This window comes from Flavobacterium sp. 38-13, from assembly GCF_001899155.1.
Lineage (GTDB): Bacteria > Bacteroidota > Bacteroidia > Flavobacteriales > Flavobacteriaceae > Flavobacterium > Flavobacterium lindanitolerans.
This window is the reverse complement of record NZ_MKVG01000006.1, coordinates 1-23487: the sequence shown is the minus strand read 5'-3', so window position 1 is coordinate 23487 and position 23487 is coordinate 1. Positions and strand designations below refer to the sequence as shown.

Sequence of the window (23487 nt, the reverse complement as noted above, 5' to 3'; positions counted from 1 at the left end):
GTTTTATGAAAAAGCTACTTTTTGCTTTCTTGCTAGCTTTCAGCCTTTCAGGTTATGCCCAACTTAAAAGTCCTGCCGATTTTTTACCCGAATACGGGAAACAGGTAAGCTTTTATCATGAAATAGAAGCCTATTTTAAATACCTAAAAGAAAATTCAGAATATATAAAACACGAATCTTACGGTTTTACTTCGCAGGGAAGAAGCCTAAATGTGTATTATATTTCTACACCTGAAAATCTTAAAAATCTGGAAGCTATACGCGACTATCATTTGTATTCTATAGGTATGACAGACAAAAAGCCTGCTGCAGAAACAGAAAAGGCCATAGTCTGGTTAAGTTTTAACGTACATGGCAACGAAATAGGAGCGGCAGAAAGCTCAATGAAAGTAGCCTATGAGCTATTGAATCCGCAGAATACAACAACAAAACAATGGCTTGAAAATACAATCGTGATACTCGACCCATGTCTGAATCCGGATGGTTTTTCAAGATATGGAAACTGGCTTCGCGACATATCAGGTAAAAACCTGCATCCCGAATTGACAGACCGTGAGCACATAGAGCCCTGGCCGGGAGGAAGACAGAATCATTATGCCTATGACCTGAACAGGGATTGGGCCTGGCAGACTCAGATTGAAACCCAGCAGCGAATGGTTTTGTATAACCGCTGGATGCCGGAAGTGCATGTAGATGTTCATGAAATGGGCTATAACGAGCCATATTTTTTTCCTCCGGCTGCGGAACCATTCCATGATTTTATAACCAAACCGCAACGTGATTTCCATAATGTAATAGGGGAGAATACGTCTAAAAAGTTTGATGCTGAAGGTTGGAATTATTATACCAGAGAACGTTTTGATTTATTCTATCCGAGTTATGGCGATACTTATCCTAGCTTTAACGGTGCGATAGGAATGACTTATGAGCAGGGTGGAATAGGAGCGGGAAGAGCCGTTTTAATGCAAAACGGGAACATATTGACCTTGCAGGACCGTATTAACCACCATACAGTTGCGGTATTGACTGCCGTTGAAACCGCTTCCGGCAGAAAAGAAAAGCTAATAGCTGATTTCAAGGCTTACTTTAAAGACAGCAGGCAAAATCCTAAAGGAAAATACAAAACCTATGTTATAAAAAATGATGGTAAGGTCGAACAGCTTGCCGTGATGCTAAAGCAGAATCACATCCAATTTGCGTATGCTGACGAAACAAAAAAACTTTCAGGCTACCATTACCAATCAGACAAAGAAAAAGCATTTTCTGTAGAATCGGGAGATATGATTATACAGGCAAGTCAGCCAAAATCTGTCCTGACGCAAGTGTTATTTGAACCTTACCAGAGATTATCAGACAGTCTTACCTATGATATTACGGCCTGGGCTTTACCTCACGCTTTTGGAATAGAAAGCTATGCTCTTAAAAATGCTTTGGTTATAAAAACAAGAGAAAGCAAAATAAGCAATACCAAAGTGCTTCCTGAAACGGCTTATGCTTTTTATATCCCCTGGAACAACAGGACTTCTGCAAAAATTGCAGCTTCTTTACTAAAGAAGAATGTTAAGGTTCGTTATTCGAAAAAAAATTCGGCTTTTGGAGATATAAAGCTAAACATGGGAGATTTGATTGTTTTAAAATCGGACAATACAAAGCTTCCCGAATTTGAAAAGACAATGGCCGGGCTTTTGGCAGAAAAAAATGATTATAGTGTCATTAAGAGTGGTTTTTCTACGGACGGAACTGATTTGGGTGGCGAAAACTTCCAATTGCTGAAAGCACCAAAAATTCTTCTTTTAAGTGGGAAAAATGTCAGTCCGACAGATTTCGGACAGGTTTGGTTTTATATGGACCAGATTATAGATTATCCGGTAAGTATTTTGGATGCGGATTATTTAGGAATGATTAATCTGACCGATTATAATACCTTGATTTTAGCTGATGGATGGTATGATTTGTCAGACAGTCAGAGGAAAAGTATTGACGATTTTATCTCAAAAGGAGGTAAAACAATTGCTATTCAAAATGCTTTAAGTTTATTTGAAAACAGGGAAGGTTACAATCTGTCACAGTTTGCAACCAACGAAGAAAAAGACGCTGCCAAAAAACAAAGCGATGAGGAAGCATTGACATCACGTTTTAAGGAATACCAAAAAACGGAAAGACGTTCTGTGTCAAATGGTGTTCCGGGTGCCATAATAGAAAATGTGTTGGACAAAACACATCCGCTTTCTTATGGTTTGGGTGACAAATATTATAGCCTTAAAACATCCGACAAATATTTTAAGGTTCTTAAAAATGTGTGGAATGTGGCCTATGTTCCGGAAAATTATAAAAGTTACGGATTCATTGGTGCCAACCTGAAAAAGAAACTCGGGAATACGGTTTCATTTGCCGTAGAACCGGTTGGCAGGGGAAAGATAATTTATATGATCGACAATCCTCTTTTTAGAGGGTTTTGGGAAAATGGAAATTTACTATTCAGTAACGCTTTGTTTTTAGTTGATTGAGACTAAAAAACAGATACTACCGTTATCATATAAAAAAATACATGAAAAAGTTAGTCCTGTTGGCAATAGCATTGGCCTTTTTGGGTTGTGACAAAGATAATGACTCAACGACTCCTGATATCGAAAACCGTAATTTCAGACAAGACATGCGTAATTTCGTTATCGGAATTAGTCAAAAGGCAAAAAGTATTAAGCCCGGTTTTGCTGTCATCCCCCAAAACGGAATAGAACTGGTTACTGTGAATGGAGAAGCCGATGGCAGTCCGTCGCAGGATTATTTAAATGCTATTGACGGAAACGGTCAGGAAGATTTGTTTTACGGATATGATAACGATGACCAGGCAACTCCTACAAGTGTTTCAAACTATCTGAAAGGCTTTTTAAATGTCTCCAAAAGTAACAGGAAAACCATATTGGTCACAGATTATTGTTCTTCACCTTCAAAATCCAGTAACTCCTATCAGGTTAATACTGTAAGCGGTTATATTTCCTATGCTGCTCCAAAACGCGACCTGACTGCAATTCCGGCCACGGCTCCCAATAACTCCAATGATGCAGTAGTTGCAAACTTGTCACAGGCGAAAAACTTTCTTTATCTTATAAATTCAGAGAATTTTACTTCAAAGCTGGCATTTATCAATGCGGTAAAGGCCACAAATTATGATGTAATCATTATGGACCTGTTTTTCAACGATGAACAGTTTACAGCCGTAGAAATTAATCAATTGCGTAATAAAGCCAATGGAGGAAAGCGGATGGTTATCTGCTATATGTCAATTGGAGAATCTGAAAACTACCGTTACTATTGGCAGCCCTCGTGGCATACCTCTAAGCCGGATTGGATGGCTACCGAAAATCCGGACTGGCCGGGCAATTTCAAAGTAAAATATTGGAATGAAGACTGGCAGAAGATTATTTATAAGAATAATAATTCCTATCTTAATAAAATTATAGACGCCAATTTTGACGGGGTCTATTTAGATATTATTGATGCCTTTGAGTATTTTGAAAGATAAAAGCAATGATGTCATCTTGTCAGATTTAAAAATGTCAATTTTAACAAAAACTGACAATTTTAAATATTTTAACGCTTGGCACAAAGATTGTCTACTAGTTCACGAGTTTATAAAACTAGTAAAAAACAAAATACATATAAAAACATGGGTAAAATAATCGGAATTGACTTAGGAACAACGAACTCTTGCGTTGCTGTAATGGAAGGTAGCGAGCCAGTTGTAATCCCTAATGCTGAAGGAAAAAGAACAACGCCGTCAGTAATTGCATTTGTTGATGGTGGTGAAATCAAAGTTGGTGACCCTGCTAAAAGACAAGCAGTGACCAATCCAACTAAAACTATTGCTTCTATCAAGCGTTTCATGGGAAATAAATTCTCTGAAAGTAATAAAGAAGCTCAAAATGTTGCCTACAAAGTAGTAAAAGGTGATAACGATACACCACGTGTGGATATCGACGGACGTCTTTATACGCCACAGGAATTGTCTGCAATGACACTTCAAAAAATGAAAAAAACAGCTGAAGATTATTTAGGTCAGTCTGTAACAGAAGCGGTTATTACAGTTCCTGCTTACTTTAACGATGCGCAACGTCAGGCAACAAAAGAAGCTGGTGAAATTGCCGGTTTGAAAGTAATGCGTATTATCAACGAGCCTACTGCAGCTGCATTGGCTTATGGTTTGGATAAAAAAGGGAAAGATCAAAAGATTGCCGTTTACGATTTAGGAGGTGGTACTTTTGATATTTCTATCCTTGAATTAGGTGATGGAGTTTTCGAAGTATTGTCTACTAACGGAGACACACACTTAGGAGGTGATGACTTTGACCAGGCTGTTATTGACTGGTTGGCAGAAGAATTCAAAGCTGAAGAAGGTTTGGATTTGCGTCAGGACCCAATGTCATTGCAACGTTTGAAAGAAGCTGCTGAAAAAGCAAAAATTGAATTGTCGTCTTCTGCACAAACAGAAATTAACCTGCCATATGTTACAGCTACGGCAACAGGACCTAAGCACTTGGTAAAAACATTGACCAGAGCTAAATTTGACCAGTTAACAGATAGTTTGGTTAAGCGTTCTATGGCTCCTGTAGCAAAAGCGTTAAAAGATGCAGGATTAAGCATTTCAGATATTGATGAGGTAATCTTGGTAGGAGGTTCTACACGTATTCCTAAAATTCAGGAAGAAGTAGAGAAATTCTTCAACAAAAAACCATCTAAAGGAGTTAACCCGGATGAGGTAGTAGCTATTGGTGCTGCTATTCAAGGTGGAGTTTTGTCTGGAGATGTAAAAGACGTATTGTTGTTAGACGTTACGCCACTTTCTCTGGGTATCGAAACTATGGGTGGTGTTATGACAAAATTGATTGAGTCAAACACAACAATCCCAACTAAAAAATCACAAGTATTCTCTACTGCAGCAGATAACCAGCCATCGGTTGAAATCCACGTTTTGCAAGGAGAAAGAGCTTTAGCGGCAGATAACAAAACTATCGGACGTTTCCACTTAGATGGAATTCCGCCGGCAGGAAGAGGAATCCCTCAGATTGAAGTAACTTTTGATATTGATGCTAACGGTATCATCAAAGTTTCTGCAACCGATAAAGGAACAGGAAAATCACACGATATCAGAATTGAGGCTTCTTCAGGATTGACTCAGGAAGAAATCGAAAGAATGAAAAAAGAGGCAGAAGCTAATGCAGATTCTGACAAGGCAGCTAAAGAGAAAATTGAAAAATTGAACGAAGCTGACAGCATGATTTTCCAAACTGAAAATCAGTTGAAAGAATTTGGTGAAAAACTATCTGAAGGTAACAAAGCAGCTATTGAAAGCGCGTTGACTGATTTGAAAGCAGCTCACGGAAGCCAGGATTTAGCAGCTATCCAACCGGCTTTAGACAAATTGAATGAGGCATGGAAAAATGCTTCTGAAGAAATGTACAAGCAAGGTGATGCTCAGGGAGCTCCGCAGGATGCACAACCACAAGGTGATGCTAACGGTGGTGACAACGTTCAGGATGTTGACTACGAAGAAGTGAAATAATCACTTTTAGATTATATTTTAAAAGCGCAGGATTCATAACCCTGCGCTTTTTTTGTTTGTCACTTTTAACAATTATGGTTTTATATTTTTTGTATTTTAGGCTTTCTAAAAAACAAAATATGAAAAAGACCTTATTTTTAATACTGATCCTGTTAACGGCATCTTTAAGTTATGGACAGAAAAAAGGAGCCAAAAAGAAAGCTCCTGCCAAACCGGCTTCTACAGCACTGGCAAAAGCAGATAATCTTACGGCCGAAATCGTAAAAGGAAATTTTTACCTGTTCATTAATAATAAAGCTAAAAAGGACACCATAGGTATCAAAACTGTTGACGAAAATAGTTTGCCTAAGAATTGTGCACTAAAAGCCTTTTCTGCAAAAGGAACGCCTTTATACTTGCTGACCTGGACAGAAGAGCAGACAACTAAAACTGATTTAAAGACAGAGGTACGCAGTACGTTATTCTCTGAAGTATATGATGTGACCACAAAAACAAAACTGTTTTCAAATCAGCAAACGACTACCAATATCACAGAAAAAGTATTTTTGGATAGGTTGAAAAATGCTTCCGAAACACAGGAAAAGGTAAGGAGGGAAGGTTTTGAATTTTCGCTGACGCCTGACGGTGATATTGTCCAAAAGAACAAAACACAGCAGAATACGTTTACATTTAATGCGGCTGAAAAAAAATATGTTGACGGAAAAACAACAAGTGTAGCTCCGGCTTCAACACCTGCCAAGAAAAAGAAGGCCTAACCAAGTATAAAAAAAACCGAGCTACATGCTCGGTTTTTATTTTTTATCTGAAAAGATTTCCTATGGAATGGAAAATCCTTCCGAAGAAAGTTCTTCGGTATGCTACCTCTCCAATTAACATTGGTTCTGTTGTTTCTAATTTGACAATAATCGGTTTTTTAGAATTAACCATAACTGATACTTCTTTATAACCAATAAGATTAAATTTCAATAAATCTCCTTTGCTAGCCATAATTGAAAATTTACCATCAAAATCTGTCTTCGAGCTAATTGATTTGCCCTCTATTGTAACAGAAGCAACAGGCAAAGGTAATTTACCTTCGTCAAATACAAATCCTGTAATTTCTATGTCAGGAACAGAAGAATTGTCGATTGTTTTTTCAACATTGCTTTTTTCTTCTGTTTGTTCTGTTTTTACATTTTCTTGAGCATAAATCTCTTGGTTTCCCAAACTCAAAAAACTCAATATTCCTGAAATTCCTGCAATCCAGATACTGCTTTTCTCTTTTGGTATCCTCAAGTCTTTATTGAGTTGTGATGCCAAAAAACGTCCGCATATATTGGATTCTGAATTGATTTTGTCAATAAGCTGCCTGTCAGAAAATCGTGTAAAATCATATACCGTTTTCTGGCACGAATTGCAGAACCGCCCTTTTTCGGCAAGAGTCATCTCATGCCAGTTTTCATGGCAGGGTTTTGGAATTGTTATGTTGACTTTGCCGGACATACAAGCTTATTCCGAAACTTTGATTTCAAACATTTTGTTCCATCTTTTTCCGGTTACAAAAAGTGTTTTGGTTTTTGGATTGTAGGCTAATCCGTTTAATACGTCATTACCTAAATCGTGGCCCATCATATTTACTTTTGTCTTTAGCTCTCTCAGGTCAATAATACCTTCTACAGCTCCGGTTTTTGGATTGATGACAGCAACAGCGTCTTTTTGGTAAACATTTCCGTAGATTTTCCCGTTAACCCATTCCAATTCATTCACCGCTTTTATTTTGCTGGATTCAGAATATACATTGATATAATCTGTTTCTTTCATAGTTTCCGGGTCTAACACCCAGATTTTCTCTGTTCCGTCAGACTGGTAAATCTGCTTTCCGTCATTACACAATCCCCAGCCTTCTATATTTTTAAAGTAATTAAAAGTCCTGATTTGTTTTAGATTATCTGCATTGTAGATAAACCCTGTATTTTCCTGCCAGGTTAATTGATATACCTTGTTGTTTAAGATGGTAATTCCTTCTCCAAAATATTTACCTTCAAGATTAACAGACTGGTAGGCTTTTCCGGTTTTGTAGTCTGTTTTTAGCAATTTGGAAGTACCGCGTTGTCCGGTTCCTTCAAATAAAGTATCTCTGTAGAATTCCAATCCTTGTGTATAGGAAGTTTCGTCATGAGGATAGGTGTTTACGATGGTATAGGAAAGTAATTTTGGTTTTACATTGGAAACAACTTCAATACGGGCATCCGTTTCTGCATTTTGTCCTTCATAATAGACGATTGCCTTTATCTGCTGGTACCCCAATTTAGAATCGGCTAAAGGAAAATCGAACTTATTGTTTCCTTTAACGCCACCAACTCTTTTTTCATTTATATAGTAGACTATCGAATCGATAGTCTTGTTTTTGTCGTTGTTCAGAACCAAAGAAAGCGATTCCTGAGGCTGATAAGTCGCTTTTAAGCCCGATTGTTCAATGCTGAATAAATTTTTTTTATCTTTTTCATTATCTCCGCAGGATACAAGTACAGTTCCTAATAAAATGAATGCTAATAGTTTATGTTTTTTCATTGTTTTAAAATTGATTATGACAATATACAACCTTTATTTTATAACCGCCAAGGGCCTTGCAAAAATATAAAATGTTTGTATATTTGCACCGGCAAGTCCTACACGACCAGCTCCTGCAGACTCCCCCAGGGTGGGAACGCAGCAAGGGTAAGCGGTTGTAGCGGTGCGATGTAGGTCGCTTGCCATTTTTTTTTAAATCTTCCCTTTGAGGAGGATTTTTTATCCAAACCCTTTCAGGGTTTTAAACCCTGAAAGGGTTTGGATAAAAAATAAACACTAAATTTGGCTTCAATTTCTAAACTTCTAAGAAGTCAAAATGTCTAAAACTATATTAATTACAGGCGGTTCGTCAGGAATCGGAAAATCAATAGGGGATTATCTGACCCAAAAAGGCTATACAGTTTTTGGTAGCAGCCGGAATCCGGAGCGTATTACAGATTCTAAATTTCCTTTAGTGGCTCTGGATGTGAGAGATGCTGAAAGTATTAAAAATGCAGTTTCAGAAGTCATACAGAAAGCAGGGAGACTGGATGTAGTCATCAATAATGCCGGAGTTGGAATTACGGGACCTTTGGAAGAAATCCCGACTTCTGAAATCAAAAACAATTTCGAAACCAATTTTTTCGGGCCAATTGAAGTCATGAAAGCTGTATTGCCACAAATGCGTTCCCAGAAATCGGGTTTAATCATTAATGTGACTTCTATAGCCGGTTACATGGGATTGCCGTACAGAAGCGTTTATTCGGCTTCAAAAGGAGCATTGGAACTAATTACCGAAGCCCTGCGTATGGAAGTCAAAAATTTTGGTATAAAAATTACCAATATTGCTCCCTGAGATTTTGCAACCAATATTGCTTCAGGAAGATTTCATGCACCTCTGATTAAAGGTTCGGCTTATGAAAAACCTTATGGAGATACGCTTAAAATGATGGACGAGCATGTCAATTCAGGAAGCAACCCCGATATGATGGCAATTGCTGTAGCGAAAATTATTGAAACTCCCAATCCGAAAATCCATTATAAAGTGGGGGTTTTTATGCAAAAATTTTCCATCATATTAAAACGGGTATTGCCGGATAAAGTTTATGAAAAAATGCTGATGAACCATTATAAATTGTAATTTTGCAACCGAATTTTGAGTTTTAACTCATTACTTTAAGCAGAAACACACAAATTAAATTATAACAAATGAAATTTTTTATCGACACGGCTAATCTGGCTCAAATCAAAGAAGCACAAGCACTTGGTGTATTGGATGGTGTAACTACAAACCCTTCATTGATGGCGAAAGAGGGCATCACAGGAAAAAATAATATTTTAAAGCATTATGTAGATATCTGCAATCTTGTAGACGGTGATGTGAGTGCCGAGGTAAATGCACTTGATTTTGAAGGCATGGTGAAAGAAGGTGAGGAGTTGGCCGAATTGCACGAGCAGATTGTTGTTAAGTTGCCAATGACTAAAGAAGGTGTAATGGCTGCAAAATACTTTTCTGATAAAGGAATCAAAACAAACGTTACTCTGGTATTTTCTGCAGGACAGGCTATTTTGGCTGCAAAAGCAGGAGCTACCTATGTTTCTCCTTTTATTGGTCGTTTGGATGATGTTTCTACAGATGGTTTGAACCTGATTCAGGAAATCCGTGAGATTTATGATAATTATGGTTTTGAAACAGAAATCCTGGCTGCTTCTGTGCGTCATACAATGCACATCGTTAATTGTGCCAAGATAGGTGCTGATGTAATGACAGGACCGCTTTCTGCTATTACTGGACTGTTGAAACACCCTTTGACAGATATCGGATTGGCACAGTTTGTTGCTGATTTTGAAAAAGGAAATAAATAATAGAATTTATCAGATATAAAAAATCCCGCTTTTGCGGGATTTTTTTTGTTTTGGTAAATAACATATTCATAGTATCTGAATTAGACACCTGTTAATTTTGGTTCTATTAATTATTTTATGCTAAATTTATCCATGAACATTAAAAAAAGCATAATGCGAAAATTAGTAACCATTGTTTTCTTTATTTGCTTTCAGTCCCTAATGGCACAGGAAGCCGAAATCCGTCAATCGATACAAACCTTTTTTGATGGTTTTCATACAAGAGACAGCCTAAAAATGAAATCTGTCTGTTATTCAAATATGATATTACATTCAATATCTGAAAGTACCATAACAAGGAAGATAACAACTGAAAAGTTTTCTGATTTTGCAAAATCTATAGCGGCAATTTCTAAGAATACGAAATTCGAGGAACGCCTGCTTTCATATAGTTTCAACGTGGAAGGCTCCTTGGCGCATGTCTGGACACCGTATGAATTTTATGTAAATGGAAAATTAGCACATAAAGGGGTGAACTCATTCCAATTACTTAAAGATAATGGCCTATGGAAAATTATTCATATTGCCGATACCAGAAAAAGAGCTAATTAATAGCCAGTGTATCTGCGACTTTGAGAGCTGATTTGTTATTTCAGATAGTCAACAAATTTAACGTCAAACAGATTTACAAAAGCATTATTAATAGTTCCGTCCGCATTTGTGATGATGGCACGGTGTATTTTCGTAATCACCCATTTCTGTTTTAGTTCTTCAAAATCCTTTACCCGGAATTCTTCGATTTTATCAAATTTGTATTTCGAAAGATTGTTTTTCCATTTTGACTGGTTATCATCAACATTGATAGCAATAAAATTATAACCCGGATGTTTGGCCTTTAATTCCATAGCTTTACGGTGTGCCGTTTCGAAATGGGATTTTGCATTTTCAGTCCAGAAAAAAATAACGGTTTTGCCTTTAATAATATTTTTGCTGTTTACTGTTTCTCCATTAAGGTCAATCAGGTCTACATTAGGTAAGGCATTGTCATTTTTCAACATCTGAATTGCGTTCCCTATTTTGATAATTTCGTTCTGGTTTCCCTTATCGGTTGACAGTTCGTTATATCGGTCAAGGAATTTTTTGTTGTTCAGTATGTGCTGGTCTTCCAATAGATAGGCGAAGGCAATATTGTCGAGAATGGTATTTTTGATTTCCGGATTTTTGAAAAGCGTATCGGCAATATTCAGCTTGGTGATGTTCATTTCTAAAGCCTTGTCTTCAGGTGAAGCATTATCGTCGGCTTTTTCCATTGCCATATTATTCAGCATGTAGGTAAGATATTTTACAAAAGGCGAGAAGTTTGTCAGACCTTTATTATTGTAATCAATCTCATCGCGGTATTCGTAAAAATTCTTTGGAAGTTTTTCGCTGATATTTTCTCCGGTTCGTATTTCGTGTATGACCGGATAAATTTCTTTTTTGGTATAGTAAGGAAAATCGAGAGAAGCCAGGGCATAGGTATCAAAATCGTCGCTCCATTTCAATAATTCTTTTTTTGAATTGTAGTAGCTTTTTCGGGAATGATAGGCAGAATCGATGTATTTTGTAAACTTATTGACGTCATAGTCAAATACAGTAAACATCTTGTCCCGGTCTTCCTCATTCTTAAGATACATCTCCATCAGGAAATTATTCTTTTCTTCTCCGCGTCCGCAAAATACGACAGATTCGTCAAAATCATTTGAGTTCATGCGTACCATGATACTGTCGTTCTTATCAAAATAAACGTATTGGTATTCCGGCTCATGTTTAAAAGTATACAATCCGGGAGCCAGGGAATCAAATTTTTTGAAAAACCTATTGTTTCGGTCCAAAGGAATAGTGTCAATAACCTTATTGTCCTTAAGAAACAAAACGTAGCGGTTTAGTGGATTTGAAACCTCTCCGCCAAAGTAAGCAGTGAAATTATCGCTTTTGAATTTCTTTTCACACGAGCACAGGGACAGCATGGAAAGAAAAGAAAGCGATACGATTTTGAAAACTTTTAAATTGTGCATTTAATTTGAATCTAATAGACAAAAATATTCAGACGCAACCAAACTCTCTGTTAAGGCATAGTTAAATGTAAACAATGTCAATTATTTAGAATGCCGTTAAATAACAGAGATTTATTTGAATCAGAAGTTTAGGCTATGTTTTAAAGTATATCTTGTTCTTGTGCCAAAAGTGCAGTATTTTTTCTACTTTTGCAAAACTTTTTTAAAACTATATTCATGTTAACAGTAAATAATTTATCAGTACAATTTGGCAAGAGAGTTTTGTTTGATGAAGTAAATACAACCTTTACAGATGGTAATATTTATGGAGTCATTGGAGCAAATGGTGCTGGAAAATCTACATTCTTAAAAATACTTTCGGGAGATTTTGAGCCAACTTCGGGACATGTCTTCCTGGAGCCGGGCAAACGTATGTCCGTATTGAACCAGAACCACAACATGTTTGATGAGCATACGGTTTTGGAAACGGTAATGATGGGGAACAAAGTTCTTTATGCTGTTAAGAAAGAAATGGATGAACTTTATCTGGACTATACCGATGAAAATGCGGAAAGAATCGGTGAGCTTCAGGTGCAGTTTGAAGAAATGAACGGATGGAACGCCGATTCTGATGCAGCTTCTTTGCTTTCGAATTTAGGTATCAATGAAGACAGTCACTATACTTTAATGGGCGATATGGAAGGAAAACTAAAGGTTCGTGTGCTTTTGGCACAGGCGCTTTTTGGAAATCCTGATGTATTAATCATGGATGAGCCTACCAACGACCTGGATTTTGAAACAATTGCATGGTTGGAAAACTTTTTGGCGAATTATGAGAATACAGTAATTGTAGTATCACACGACCGTCACTTTCTGGATGCGGTTTGTACGCATATTTCAGATATTGATTTCGGAAAAATCAACCACTATTCAGGGAACTATACATTCTGGTACGAATCAAGCCAATTGGCTGCAAAACAAAGAGCACAGCAAAACAAGAAGGCCGAAGAAAAGAAACAGGAATTGGAAGAATTCATTCGCCGTTTCAGTGCCAACGTAGCAAAATCCAAACAGGCTACTTCGCGTAAAAAAATGATTAGCAAACTGAATATTGCCGAAATCAAACCATCAAGCCGACGTTATCCTGCCATTATTTTTGAACAGGAGAGAGAGGCGGGAGACCAGATTTTGAATATCACTAATCTGAGTGCTTCAATTGATGGCGAAACGTTATTCACCGGTGTAGATTTGAATATGGCAAAGGGCGATAAGATTGTCCTTTTCTCTAAAGATTCACGTGCTACAACAGCCTTTTATGAAATTCTGAATGGTAATAAGAAGGCAGATTCCGGAACTTTTGAATGGGGAATCACAACAACACAGGCCTATCTTCCGGTTGAAAACCATGAATTCTTTGACAACGACCTGAATCTGGTTGATTGGTTAAGACAGTGGGCAAAAACAGAAGAAGAGCGTGATGAAGTTTATATCCGTGGATTCTTAGGAAAAATGATTTTCTCTGGTGAAGAAGCTTTGAAAATTAGCCGCGTTTTGTCTGGAGGTGAAAAGGTGCGTTGCATGCTTTCGAGAATGATGATGCAGAGAGCCAATGTACTGATGCTTGACGAGCCAACAAACCACTTGGACTTGGAATCGATTACAGCTTTCAACAACTCATTGAAAAATTACAAAGGTTCGGTTATTTTCACGACACATGACCATGAATTTGCCCAAACAGTGGGTAACAGGGTTATTGAACTGACGCCTAAAGGAGCAATCGACAGATATATGACATTTGACGATTATCTGGATGATGAAAAAGTACAGGAACTAAGAAAGAAAATGTATTCTTAATAATAGAACACCATAAAAAAATCCCGTTACTCGCAGGTAACGGGATTTTTTGGTTTAAAGGTGGTTGGTTAGGTTTTGGTTTTATTTTTATTTTTTAAATCTGCTGATAATAAAAATTACAAGGGCAATAATGGCAATGACAATAAAAACGCCAACGCCAACGCCTAAGTTAAAAATACCTTCGACAACTTCACAGCTTGAAAAGGTAAAAAGTATCAGGAGCAGTATGTTTATTTTCAATAATTTGTTCATGGCTTTTCTGTTTTTGATTTGTATATGATAAAGGTCTTCTTTTTACGAAGAAAAATATTACATGATTAATGCTTTTGGTTATATAATTTTAATAAGGGGCTAAGTTGCTAAGGTTCTGAGATGCTAAGTTGGTGTGTTTTTATATCTAAAAGAGAAAGTTAATTGAAAGCGAGTTTTTTGTACTTTCTTTATCAATCTGTAAAATCATTCTAATCTGTGGCAAAATAAAAGCAGCTACCAAGTAGAGGCGCTAAGGTTAAGGTTCTGAGATGTTGAGTTTGCGTGTTTTTGGTAAGTATCATTTTAGTATGGAAGCAGGTTAGGGCAAAACTGTATTTTTATTTTACTTGGAAGTAAATTTTGCCTACTTTTACAAACCAAACACAACACTTCATTATGAGTCAAAAAATATTGCTTACTTCAAAAGAAGTCAATATCATTCTGCATCGTTTGGCCTGTCAGTTAATTGAAAAGCATTTGGATTTTTCAGATACTATCCTTGTAGGAATCCAGCCTCGCGGAACCTTTTTGGCAGAACGCCTGAAGGAATTACTTTTAAAAGAATATAAAGTACAGGATGTTGCCTTAGGCTATCTTGATATCACTTTTTTCAGGGATGATTTCCGCAGGACAGAAAAGCCTTTGGAAGCCAATAAAACACAGATTAACTTTTTGGTAGAAAATAAGAAAGTCATTTTCATTGATGATGTCTTATATACAGGAAGAAGCATCCGCTCTGCTTTGACTGCCATCCAATCCTTTGGGAGGCCATCAGAAATTGAGTTGCTGGTTTTGATTGACAGGCGATTTAGCCGCCATTTGCCAATCCAGCCGGATTACAGAGGCAGACAGGTCGATTCCATAAACAATGAAAAGGTGAAGGTATGCTGGAAAGAACAGGAGGGAGAAGATGTGGTTTACCTTGTAACCAATTAAGTTCTTAAAATAACAACACAACAACACATATAAAAATGAGCGAATTAAGCGTAAATCATTTATTAGGAATAAAATATATCACCAAACAGGATATTGACCTTATTTTTGAAACAGCCGATCATTTTAAGGAAGTCATCAACCGACCAATTAAAAAAGTTCCTTCGCTTCGAGATATTACCATAGCTAATATATTTTTTGAAAACAGTACCAGAACCAAACTGTCTTTTGAATTGGCACAAAAACGCCTTTCGGCTGATGTTATCAGCTTTTCAGCAGCGCAGTCATCGGTTAAAAAGGGAGAAACCCTAATTGATACTGTCAATAATATCCTTTCAATGAAGGTTGATATGGTAGTCATGAGGCATTCCAATCCGGGAGCGGCTTATTTTCTTTCACAAAATGTCAATGCGAGTATTGTCAATGCCGGCGATGGTGCACACGAACATCCAACGCAAGGTTTATTGGATTCTTTTACGATAAGAGAAAAACTAGGCGAAGTTGCCGGAAAGAAAGTCGTGATTGTAGGTGATATTCTGCATTCACGTGTGGCGCTTTCCAATATTTATGCCCTTAAAATGCAAGGAGCCGAAGTCAAAGTTTGCGGACCTAAAACCTTAATTCCAAAATATATCGAATCTTTGGGAGTTGGTGTGGAACCCAACCTTAGAAAAGCACTTGAATGGTGTGATGTGGCCAATATGCTCAGGGTACAAAATGAAAGAATGGATGTGAATTATTTCCCTTCCACAAGAGAATATACACAGCAATACGGAGTAGATAAGGCATTTTTAGATTCGCTAAATAAGGAAATCGTAATCATGCACCCAGGACCAATCAATAGAGGTGTCGAAATCTCTTCTGATGTAGCCGATTCGCAACAGTCTGTTATCCTAAACCAGGTTGAAAATGGTGTGGCAGTACGTATGGCAGTAATTTATCTTCTGGCATCAAAAATTAAACAATAGGAATAAAAAAGCCAAAAACCTTTGTAACTTTGGACTTAGCAAACTTTACTTCTAAAAAATAAGACAATATGAAAGTGGATCAAAAAGGACATACAACAGTAATAAAAGATACGCAGGGTAATGTAGGTTCTTTTCTGGAAAAAGTAACAAATGAATATGGGAGCTTCAAAAACCATAACCTGGTTTTGGATATCTCATCCGACAAAGATGTGAGCTTGGACCAGATACTTTCTTTTCTATCGTTGTCAAACAAACACCGAAAAGCAAAAAAATCATTTGTAATTGTTGTCAATGATTTTGACTTTAACGAAGTGCCTGATGAAATGATTGTGGTTCCGACTCTTCTTGAAGCCCATGATATTATTGAGATGGAGGAAATTGAAAGAGATTTAGGATTTTAGGTTTTTGATTTAAGATTTCGGAAAGATTTCGGATTTAAGATTTTTAGATTTAAGAGTAAAAAATGAAGCTGACGATTCTTGGCTGTTATGCCGCTACACCCAGAACTATTACAAATCCGACATCGCAGGTTTTGGAAATAAGAGACCGGATGTTTCTCATAGACTGTGGTGAGGGGACACAGGTTCAGCTACGGAAAAACAAGATCAAATTTTCCAAAATAAACCACATTTTTATTTCTCACCTTCATGGAGACCATGTCTACGGACTTGTTGGTCTGGTTTCTACCTACATGCTTTTGAACAGGGTCAATGACCTGCATATTTATGGGCCAAAGGGAATAAAAGAGATTATTACACTGCAATTAAAGCTTTCCAATTCGTGGACCAATTACAATCTTTATTTCCATGAACTGGAATCGGATGTGTCCGAAACCGTTTTTGAAGATGATAAGGTAATTGTAAAGACAATTCCGCTTAAACACAGGATATATACTAATGGCTATTTATTCCTCGAAAAGTTCAGCGAAAGAAAGCTCAATATTGATGCGGTACAGGAATATGAAATCGACCAGGTTTATTATAAAAAAATCAAATATGGCGGAGATATTACTTTAGAAGATGGTCGCGTGATTCCTAATGCCGAACTGACTTTTGATCCGGATACTCCAAAAAGCTATGCGTTTTGTTCGGATACGGTGTATAATGAAGATATATTACCGCTGATTGAAAACGTAGATGTTCTTTATCATGAATCTACCTTTTTGGAATCAGAAGTTTTGCTCGCTGAAAAGACCATGCACTCAACGGCTAAAGAAGCTGCCCGGATTGCACTTAAGGCAAATGCCAAAAATCTGGTATTGGGCCATTATTCCACACGATACGAATCGATTCAGAAATTCAAAGAAGAAGCAGAAACTATTTTCCCGAATGTCTTTTTGGGAGATGACGGGGAAAGTTTTTCTTTTTGAGGTACTAAGTGGATAAGGTACTAAGGTTTTCTTTTGAAGTCGCTAAGTAACTAAGATAATGTGTTTTCTTTTTAAAAAGATTTTAAGATTCTAAGCGGCTAAGATGCTAAGATTGGTTTATTAACTAGGGTCAAATTTTGAACCTCAAACAAACTTATTTCCTCAGAACCTCAGTACTTTTTCCTTAATAACTCAAAACCTCAGAGCCTTAGTACCTCAGAACCTTAGCCGCTTAGCAACTCAAAAAAACATCCTGACAAATATCATATCTCAGCTTCACAAAGTTTGTAACTTTGTAATTCAAATTTTCCAATTGACCAAGCTATGAAAGATTTAAGCGATTACAGAAAATCATACGAAAAAAGTGGACTGATAGAAACTGCCATACCGGACAATCCTTTTGAATTATTTGACTTGTGGTTTCAGGAAGCCGAAGCTATAGGAGGGACAGAAGAAGTGAATGCAATGACTATTGCCACTATCGGGAAAGACGGTTTCCCTAAATCAAGAATCGTGCTTTTAAAACAACTCACCCCGGAAGGTTTTATTTTCTTTACCAATTACGAATCTGAAAAAGGAAAAGCCATAGCTGAAAACCCGAATGTTTGTCTTTCTTTCTTTTGGCCTTACGCAGAAAGACAGGTTATCATTAAAGGGACAGCTGAAAAAACAGCTGATGAAATTTCAGATGCTTATTTCCAATCCAGGCCATTTGGAAGCCAATTAGGAGCACTTGCCTCACACCAAAGTGAAATCATAGAAAACAGAGAAGTTCTGGAAATTAAGGTAAAAAATCTGGAAGAAGAATTTACAGGAAAAGTAATCGCTCGTCCGGCTTATTGGGGAGGTTATCTGGTCAAGCCTTATGAGATGGAATTCTGGCAGGGTAGGCCCAACAGGCTTCATGATAGAATTCGTTTCCAATACCGCGAAAACACATGGAAAAAGGACAGACTTTCCTCATGATTTATAGGAATAATAGCATGAAAAATACAAAAACATGCATTTCGTCGATTTTATTTTGCAGTTCAACGATGATTTTGTAATATTGAATCGTTAAGTAAGAGTTGTGCCCCATCATAAATCTTACTGACAATTTGAAGAAGTTTTCCCAAAGGCTTTTTCGAATTATGAACCAAAACACTTAACCTATGAAAGCAATAATGCTAAGAACATTAATGCCAGTGGCTTTTTTGTTCACAATGTTATCCTGTTCTTCAGATTCATCTGATGACAGTAACCTGACAAATGGAAATTCTACTTTGGTAGAAAATTATGATTACAATCCCACAGAATTAGAATTGATGCGTATTATTAACGAACACAGACAATCGCTCAATTTACCGGCTTTACAACCAATCAATCACATTTCTTACAAATCAGAAGAACACAACGAATACATGATTGAAAACAACGTTGTCAATCATGCTTATTTCGAAGAAAGGTCACAAAACCTGATACAGGTATTGGGAGCGGTTAAAGTCAATGAAAATGTGGCTTATAATTATAACACTCCACAAGCGGCTTTACATGCCTGGCTTGAGAGCCCGAGCCATAAAGCAAATATTGAAGGAGATTTTACTCATTTTGGAATGTCAGTCCGTATCAGTCCGGAATCAGGACGAAAATATTATACCAATATGTTCATCAAAAAATAAACGGGTAAAGCTCAGTATCATAAGACTGCAGTTTGTATTGCAGTCTTTTTTTTGAGACAGCCCAAAAAGATTGTTATTTACGTTCACCTTTCCATACTATTGATTGCAATAATTTGACAGGAATTATTTTTTTAGATAATTAATATTAGATGGGGTTTAATTTTCGTGGATTATTTTTTTAAAATACATTCATTAAAGATTGTTCTTTTGTTCTGAATTATTCTTTCATTAAGGTCTGCGTGAAAACTATTGTATGGGGATATATTTTAAAAATATATTACAATAGGTCAATAACAAAAAAAGCATCCTGCTAGTCCAGGATGCTTTTGCTTTTTATGGCATTTAAGTATGTTATAATTCAGTAATAATAAATTCACTTCTTCTGTTCAATTGGTGCTCTTCTTCAGAACATGGAACCCCATCAGAGCATTTGTTTACCAATTGAGTTTCTCCATAACCTTTTCCGCTTAATCGTGAAGCTTGTATTCCATCGTTAATCATCCACGCAATAGTTGATTTGGCTCTTCTGTCAGATAGCCTTTCATTGTATTTGTGTGTCTGACGACTGTCTGTATGTGATCTTACGTCAACTTTCATGGTTGGGTATTCTTTCATCACATCAACAATTTTTGCAAGATCAGTAGCTGCATCCGGACGGATATTCCATTTATCAAGGTCAAAGTAAATTATCTTGATACCGAATGCTTTTGCAAGGTCATCACCAACTTTAACTTTCTTGACTGTTTTTTCCAAAGCAATTGGAAGGTCGGTTTCACCGTTTTCATTTGGTAAGGTTATTCGGGATTCCTTGGTTACATAGTCTTGTTTTTCGGCTCTTACATAATACGATTTACCGCATTGTACATCCTCAAAAGAATATTTTCCGGAAGCATCAGATGTTACTTCTTTTAATTTGTTGAATTTTTCATCAAATAAAGTCACTTTTGTATTTGGAAGAATCGCTCCGGTTTCCAAATCGGTTATGGTTCCGGCCAAAAGCTGTTCACATTCAAATTCCAATCTTTTGGTTTCAACAAATTTGTAGATATCATCATTGCCATTTCCGCCGTCTCTGTTGGAACTTAAAAAGCCAATTCTTGTTTTAGAGTTAATGATATAGGCAAAATCATCTTTTTTGCTATTGGCAGGTTCTCCAATGTTTTTAACTTCTTTAATGCTACCGTCGTTTCCAATTTTTGAAACAAAAATATCAAAACCACCCAAGCCAAGCTGGCCATCGGAAGCAAAATACAACTCATTTTCATCTGATACAAAAGGAAAAGATTCTCTTCCCGGAGTATTGATTTTAGGTCCAAGGTTTTCCGGTGTTCCGAAACTTCCATCGGCATTAATGCTGACTTTAAAAATATCAGATTGTCCTAAAGTTCCCGGCATATCAGAAGCAAAATACATTGTTTTTCCATCCGGACTCAAAGCAGGGTGGGCCACACTGTAATTGTTATTGTTGAAAGGAAGTTCCGTAACATTTGTCCATTTGTCACCTTCTAAAGTTGCCTTGTAGATTTTTAATAAAGTTACCTTATCGCTACTTTTGCCTTTTTTACCATCGTTATAATTATTTCGGGTAAAATACATGGTCTTTCCATCTTTGGAAAAAGCCGGAGTGGCTTCATGGAATTTGGTATTCAGACTTTTTGCAAACTTTTGTGGAGCCGATAATGCACCGTCTGCACTCAGATCAGAAACATACATATTGGTAAAATACATATTCGTCCATGAATGCTGTCTCTTTGAAAAGTTTCCGGTATCCCGTGCAGAAGTAAAAACTACTTTATCTCCAAAGAAAGCACTTCCATAATCAGAATATTCAGAATTTATCCCGGCATTATCGATTTTATACCTTCCGGAATTTTTCCTGATTTCTTCCAGATAATTTTTCTTTTCCTCATATAGTTTCCCATGAGAATCAGTACCTGACTTCTGATTGAATTTTTGAAGCATCTCATTAGCCTTATCATATTCTCCAATTCCTTTTAGAGATTGTGAATAACGGTAAAAATATTCAGGCTCTACATCCTGCGTCATGGCAAAAAGCTCACCATACCATTTGGCAGCATTTTCCAAATCAGCATTAAAGTAGTAAGAGTTTCCAAGTTTTTGAAGCATATCTTGCGACTTGTATCCTTTTTCAGCAACACGCTCATAGGTTTTTATAGCATCAATGTAAGCATATTTCTCATATTTCTTATCTGCTGATGCCACAGCCGATTTTTGCGCATATCCGCTAAAGCAGACTGTACTTAAAAATGCGAGGTATATAAATTTGATTTTCATGATTGCACAGTATTAGAAGAACCTAGGTGAAGTTAATTTGTTAAACTTGTTGAAAAGCTCAAATCGAAGGAATATTTCGTGTGAGCCGGAGTTATAATTGGACAGCTTTGTTGTTTCTAAGTCATATCCATAACCTACAAACAAACCTTCTGTAACCTGGAAACCAGCCATCGCACTAACCGCGGCATCCCATCTCCAGGCTGCTCCAATGGTAAATTTATCGTTGAATAAGAAATTACCGGATACGTCAAGTTGTAGGGGAGCACCCTGAATGGTTTTCATAAGGAATGCAGGCTTAAATTTAATACTAGGGCTCAAATCAAATACATAACCACCGATGAAATAAAAATTCATCCTTTCTTTATAAACCGAAACGGAGTTGTCTTCATAACGGGTTGTCTGTAAAAAGTTAGGAACGGAAAGACCTACATATAATTTATCGGAATGGAAGTAAACCCCGGCTCCAAAATTTGGAGTAAAATTATTGTTGAAATTCTGCAGGTGAGGGTCACCGGCATCGGCAGGGTTTAATTTGTTTACGTCCAGGCTAAAAAGATTGGCCGTTCCTTTAATACCAAACGAAAGTTTATAAGTTTCCGATGTCTGAACAGTATAAGATATATCAGCAGAAATAGTGTTTTCGTCTGTCGGGCCAATTCTGTCATTGACAAAAGAAAGTCCGATTCCTAATTTACTATTATTGATAGGTGTGTTTAAAGAAACTGCATTGGTTACAGGAGCTCCATCCAAACCAACCCATTGGGTTCTATGAAGGCCGAAAATACTCATCACGCCTCTGGAACCGGCATAGGCCGGGTTTATATTAATAGTGTTGTACATGTATTGAGTGTACTGGGCATCTTGTTGCGCAAAACCTGCAAAACCTGTCAACAGTAAAGCGAAAAATAAAAATTTTGTTTTCATTTATTTATTTGTTTAGTTCCAGGGATTTGCATCCCTGGAAGTTGGACTTTATCTATTAATATATAGATAACTTGCTTTTTCTCTGGATCTTCCTTCAGCATCGACATATTTCAGTACGTAGTAGTAAGTTCCATCAGGTAATTCTTCTGATTTTTTTACTGTAGCACGACCTTCAGATACTCCTCTAAATACTTTAGTCGTATTGTCATAGCCTTGGGCATCAAATACTAATACTCCCCAACGATTGTATATTTCTACAGTATTGTTTGGATAACAATCAAGCCCCTCGATCTGGAAGAATTCATTCAAACCATCTCCGTTTGGTGTCATAGCATTATGAACTATAATTTCACATGGTGCCAAAACAACACAGTCATCATTTACGTTCATGTTGATTTGAATTGTTCTAGGGCAATCGCCGTCAGCAATTACATAGCTCAATACATAATCTCCAAGCGTAACATTGGCAGGATTGAAAATACTTCCGAGTAATCCTCGAGAGTTATTTGTGTCAATCCATGTTCCCGTTCTTTCTATAGAATTGTCAAGTAATGTAAACAGATCGATTGAAAGATCTTCAACACATAATTCGCTGGCAATTGTTTGTGTAGGATTTGATATCGTAACATTTATTGTTTGCGTAACTACATTTGAATTTCCACAGCTGTCAGTTGCAGACCAAGATCTGGTGATAGTATAACCTGTTGCTGTCTGATTTTCAATCTGTTCATCAAATATAAGACTTTCTACTGAAGAACAAGAGTCTGTAAATTCTAAAACAGGGACTTCAGGAACCTCACTACAAACAACATTTATAGTCGTTTCTATAGGAGTAACCAAAGTAGGAGCCATATTATCTTCTACAGTTATTATCTGTGTTGCAGAAGTTATGTTGTTGCATAAATCAACCGCTGTCCAGGTTCTTGTGATAATCTTATCTCCAGCACAAGCACCATTTTCAATAGTTTCAAGCATTGTAACAGTAGCCATACTACAGTTATCAGTAGCTGTAAGTGTTGGTGCTGTTGGAACAGATCCACAAGCCACAATAATATCTGTAGGCACAGTTTCTACGAATGTAGGGCCTTGGTTATCAGTTACAGTCACTACCTGAGTGTGTTCGGCATTATTGCCGCAAAGGTCTGTAGCCGTCCATTTTCTTGTAAGGGTGTAGCTTCCGGCACAGGTACCATCGGTTCTTGTCTCAGCGAACGTTACACTTCCGGCACAGGTACCATCGGTTCTTGTCTCAGCGAACGTTACA

General features: G+C 37.0%; 20 protein-coding genes, 1 other RNA gene and 1 pseudogene. 15 read left to right on the top strand and 7 right to left on the bottom strand.

The features are described 5' to 3' along the window. The first annotated feature begins 5 nt into the window (after nucleotides 1-5). From BGO88_RS02170 to BGO88_RS02155, 4 genes are all read left to right on the top strand, one after another. Nucleotides 6-2507 (top strand): M14 family zinc carboxypeptidase, encoded by a 2502-nt coding sequence (locus BGO88_RS02170; protein WP_286705783.1) that lies wholly within the window; start codon nucleotides 6-8, stop codon nucleotides 2505-2507. A gap of 41 nt (nucleotides 2508-2548) precedes the next feature. Beyond that, entirely contained in the window at nucleotides 2549-3523 is a 975-nt protein-coding gene (locus tag BGO88_RS02165; RefSeq protein ID WP_286705782.1) for an endo alpha-1,4 polygalactosaminidase, read from the top strand. 144 nt (nucleotides 3524-3667) lie between these two features. After that, nucleotides 3668-5560 (top strand): molecular chaperone DnaK, encoded by a 1893-nt coding sequence (gene dnaK / locus BGO88_RS02160; RefSeq protein WP_056066637.1) that lies wholly within the window; start codon nucleotides 3668-3670, stop codon nucleotides 5558-5560. Between the two features lie 119 nt (nucleotides 5561-5679). Further along, nucleotides 5680-6315: a hypothetical protein gene (locus tag BGO88_RS02155; RefSeq protein WP_286705781.1), complete on the top strand. Its 636-nt coding sequence runs from the start codon at nucleotides 5680-5682 to the stop codon at nucleotides 6313-6315. Between the two features lie 43 nt (nucleotides 6316-6358). On the opposite strand, the gene BGO88_RS02150 is transcribed toward BGO88_RS02155, so the two are convergent. After that, on the bottom strand, nucleotides 6359-7042 hold the full coding sequence (locus BGO88_RS02150) for a carboxypeptidase-like regulatory domain-containing protein (protein ID WP_286705780.1): 684 nt from the start codon (nucleotides 7040-7042) through the stop codon (nucleotides 6359-6361). Nucleotides 7043-7048: 6 nt separating this feature from the next. Beyond that, nucleotides 7049-8110, bottom strand: coding sequence for a glutaminyl-peptide cyclotransferase (locus BGO88_RS02145; RefSeq protein ID WP_286705779.1), 1062 nt, complete (start codon nucleotides 8108-8110; stop codon nucleotides 7049-7051). Between the two features lie 89 nt (nucleotides 8111-8199). On the opposite strand from BGO88_RS02145, the gene ffs reads away from it, so the two are divergent. The 4 genes and pseudogenes from ffs (at nucleotide 8200) to BGO88_RS02125 (ending at nucleotide 10546) form a co-directional block, all read left to right on the top strand. Further along, an RNA gene (gene ffs / locus BGO88_RS02140) (signal recognition particle sRNA small type) lies at nucleotides 8200-8298 on the top strand. Between the two features lie 128 nt (nucleotides 8299-8426). Then, nucleotides 8427-9230 (top strand): annotated as a pseudogene (locus BGO88_RS02135) (SDR family oxidoreductase). A gap of 68 nt (nucleotides 9231-9298) precedes the next feature. Further along, nucleotides 9299-9955: a fructose-6-phosphate aldolase gene (fsa, locus tag BGO88_RS02130; RefSeq protein ID WP_056066650.1), complete on the top strand. Its 657-nt coding sequence runs from the start codon at nucleotides 9299-9301 to the stop codon at nucleotides 9953-9955. 153 nt (nucleotides 9956-10108) lie between these two features. Beyond that, nucleotides 10109-10546 carry a nuclear transport factor 2 family protein gene (locus BGO88_RS02125; protein WP_286705778.1) on the top strand — a complete coding sequence of 146 codons (438 nt, stop codon included), beginning with the start codon at nucleotides 10109-10111 and terminating at the stop codon, nucleotides 10544-10546. A gap of 35 nt (nucleotides 10547-10581) precedes the next feature. Here BGO88_RS02125 and BGO88_RS02120 read toward each other — a convergent pair whose 3' ends face one another. After that, the gene (locus BGO88_RS02120; protein WP_286705777.1) at nucleotides 10582-11991 is read right to left on the bottom strand and encodes a TlpA family protein disulfide reductase; all 1410 of its coding nucleotides are present in this window, start codon (nucleotides 11989-11991) and stop codon (nucleotides 10582-10584) included. A gap of 216 nt (nucleotides 11992-12207) precedes the next feature. Between BGO88_RS02120 and BGO88_RS02115 the strand changes: the two genes are divergently transcribed. Continuing rightward, a complete protein-coding gene (locus BGO88_RS02115; RefSeq protein WP_056066657.1) occupies nucleotides 12208-13824 on the top strand; it encodes an ABC-F family ATP-binding cassette domain-containing protein in 1617 nt (538 codons plus the stop codon). An 87-nt stretch (nucleotides 13825-13911) separates the two neighbouring features. Here BGO88_RS02115 and BGO88_RS02110 read toward each other — a convergent pair whose 3' ends face one another. Further along, entirely contained in the window at nucleotides 13912-14076 is a 165-nt protein-coding gene (locus BGO88_RS02110) for a hypothetical protein (protein ID WP_286705776.1), read from the bottom strand. A gap of 396 nt (nucleotides 14077-14472) precedes the next feature. On the opposite strand from BGO88_RS02110, the gene pyrR reads away from it, so the two are divergent. The 6 genes from pyrR to BGO88_RS02080 all read left to right on the top strand — a co-directional run bounded on the left by pyrR (nucleotide 14473) and on the right by BGO88_RS02080 (nucleotide 19004). Next, nucleotides 14473-15012, top strand: a complete 540-nt coding sequence (pyrR, locus tag BGO88_RS02105) for a bifunctional pyr operon transcriptional regulator/uracil phosphoribosyltransferase PyrR (RefSeq protein WP_056066660.1) — start codon at nucleotides 14473-14475, stop codon at nucleotides 15010-15012. 35 nt (nucleotides 15013-15047) lie between these two features. Further along, nucleotides 15048-15977 carry an aspartate carbamoyltransferase catalytic subunit gene (locus BGO88_RS02100; RefSeq protein WP_056066663.1) on the top strand — a complete coding sequence of 310 codons (930 nt, stop codon included), beginning with the start codon at nucleotides 15048-15050 and terminating at the stop codon, nucleotides 15975-15977. 68 nt (nucleotides 15978-16045) lie between these two features. Then, nucleotides 16046-16378 (top strand): hypothetical protein, encoded by a 333-nt coding sequence (locus BGO88_RS02095; RefSeq protein WP_056066668.1) that lies wholly within the window; start codon nucleotides 16046-16048, stop codon nucleotides 16376-16378. A 62-nt stretch (nucleotides 16379-16440) separates the two neighbouring features. Beyond that, the gene (locus tag BGO88_RS02090; RefSeq protein ID WP_101472077.1) at nucleotides 16441-17346 is read left to right on the top strand and encodes a ribonuclease Z; all 906 of its coding nucleotides are present in this window, start codon (nucleotides 16441-16443) and stop codon (nucleotides 17344-17346) included. A 324-nt stretch (nucleotides 17347-17670) separates the two neighbouring features. Beyond that, nucleotides 17671-18312 (top strand): pyridoxamine 5'-phosphate oxidase, encoded by a 642-nt coding sequence (pdxH, locus tag BGO88_RS02085; RefSeq protein ID WP_286705775.1) that lies wholly within the window; start codon nucleotides 17671-17673, stop codon nucleotides 18310-18312. 185 nt (nucleotides 18313-18497) lie between these two features. Further along, a complete protein-coding gene (locus BGO88_RS02080; RefSeq protein ID WP_101472075.1) occupies nucleotides 18498-19004 on the top strand; it encodes a CAP domain-containing protein in 507 nt (168 codons plus the stop codon). Between the two features lie 351 nt (nucleotides 19005-19355). On the opposite strand, the gene BGO88_RS02075 is transcribed toward BGO88_RS02080, so the two are convergent. From BGO88_RS02075 to BGO88_RS02065, 3 genes are all read right to left on the bottom strand, one after another. Continuing rightward, nucleotides 19356-21299 (bottom strand): OmpA family protein, encoded by a 1944-nt coding sequence (locus BGO88_RS02075; protein WP_286705774.1) that lies wholly within the window; start codon nucleotides 21297-21299, stop codon nucleotides 19356-19358. Nucleotides 21300-21311: 12 nt separating this feature from the next. Next, a complete protein-coding gene (locus tag BGO88_RS02070; RefSeq protein ID WP_056066682.1) occupies nucleotides 21312-22223 on the bottom strand; it encodes a PorP/SprF family type IX secretion system membrane protein in 912 nt (303 codons plus the stop codon). A gap of 48 nt (nucleotides 22224-22271) precedes the next feature. Then, on the bottom strand, nucleotides 22272-23487 hold a 1216-nt coding region (locus tag BGO88_RS02065), incomplete at its 5' end, for a T9SS type B sorting domain-containing protein (protein ID WP_286705773.1).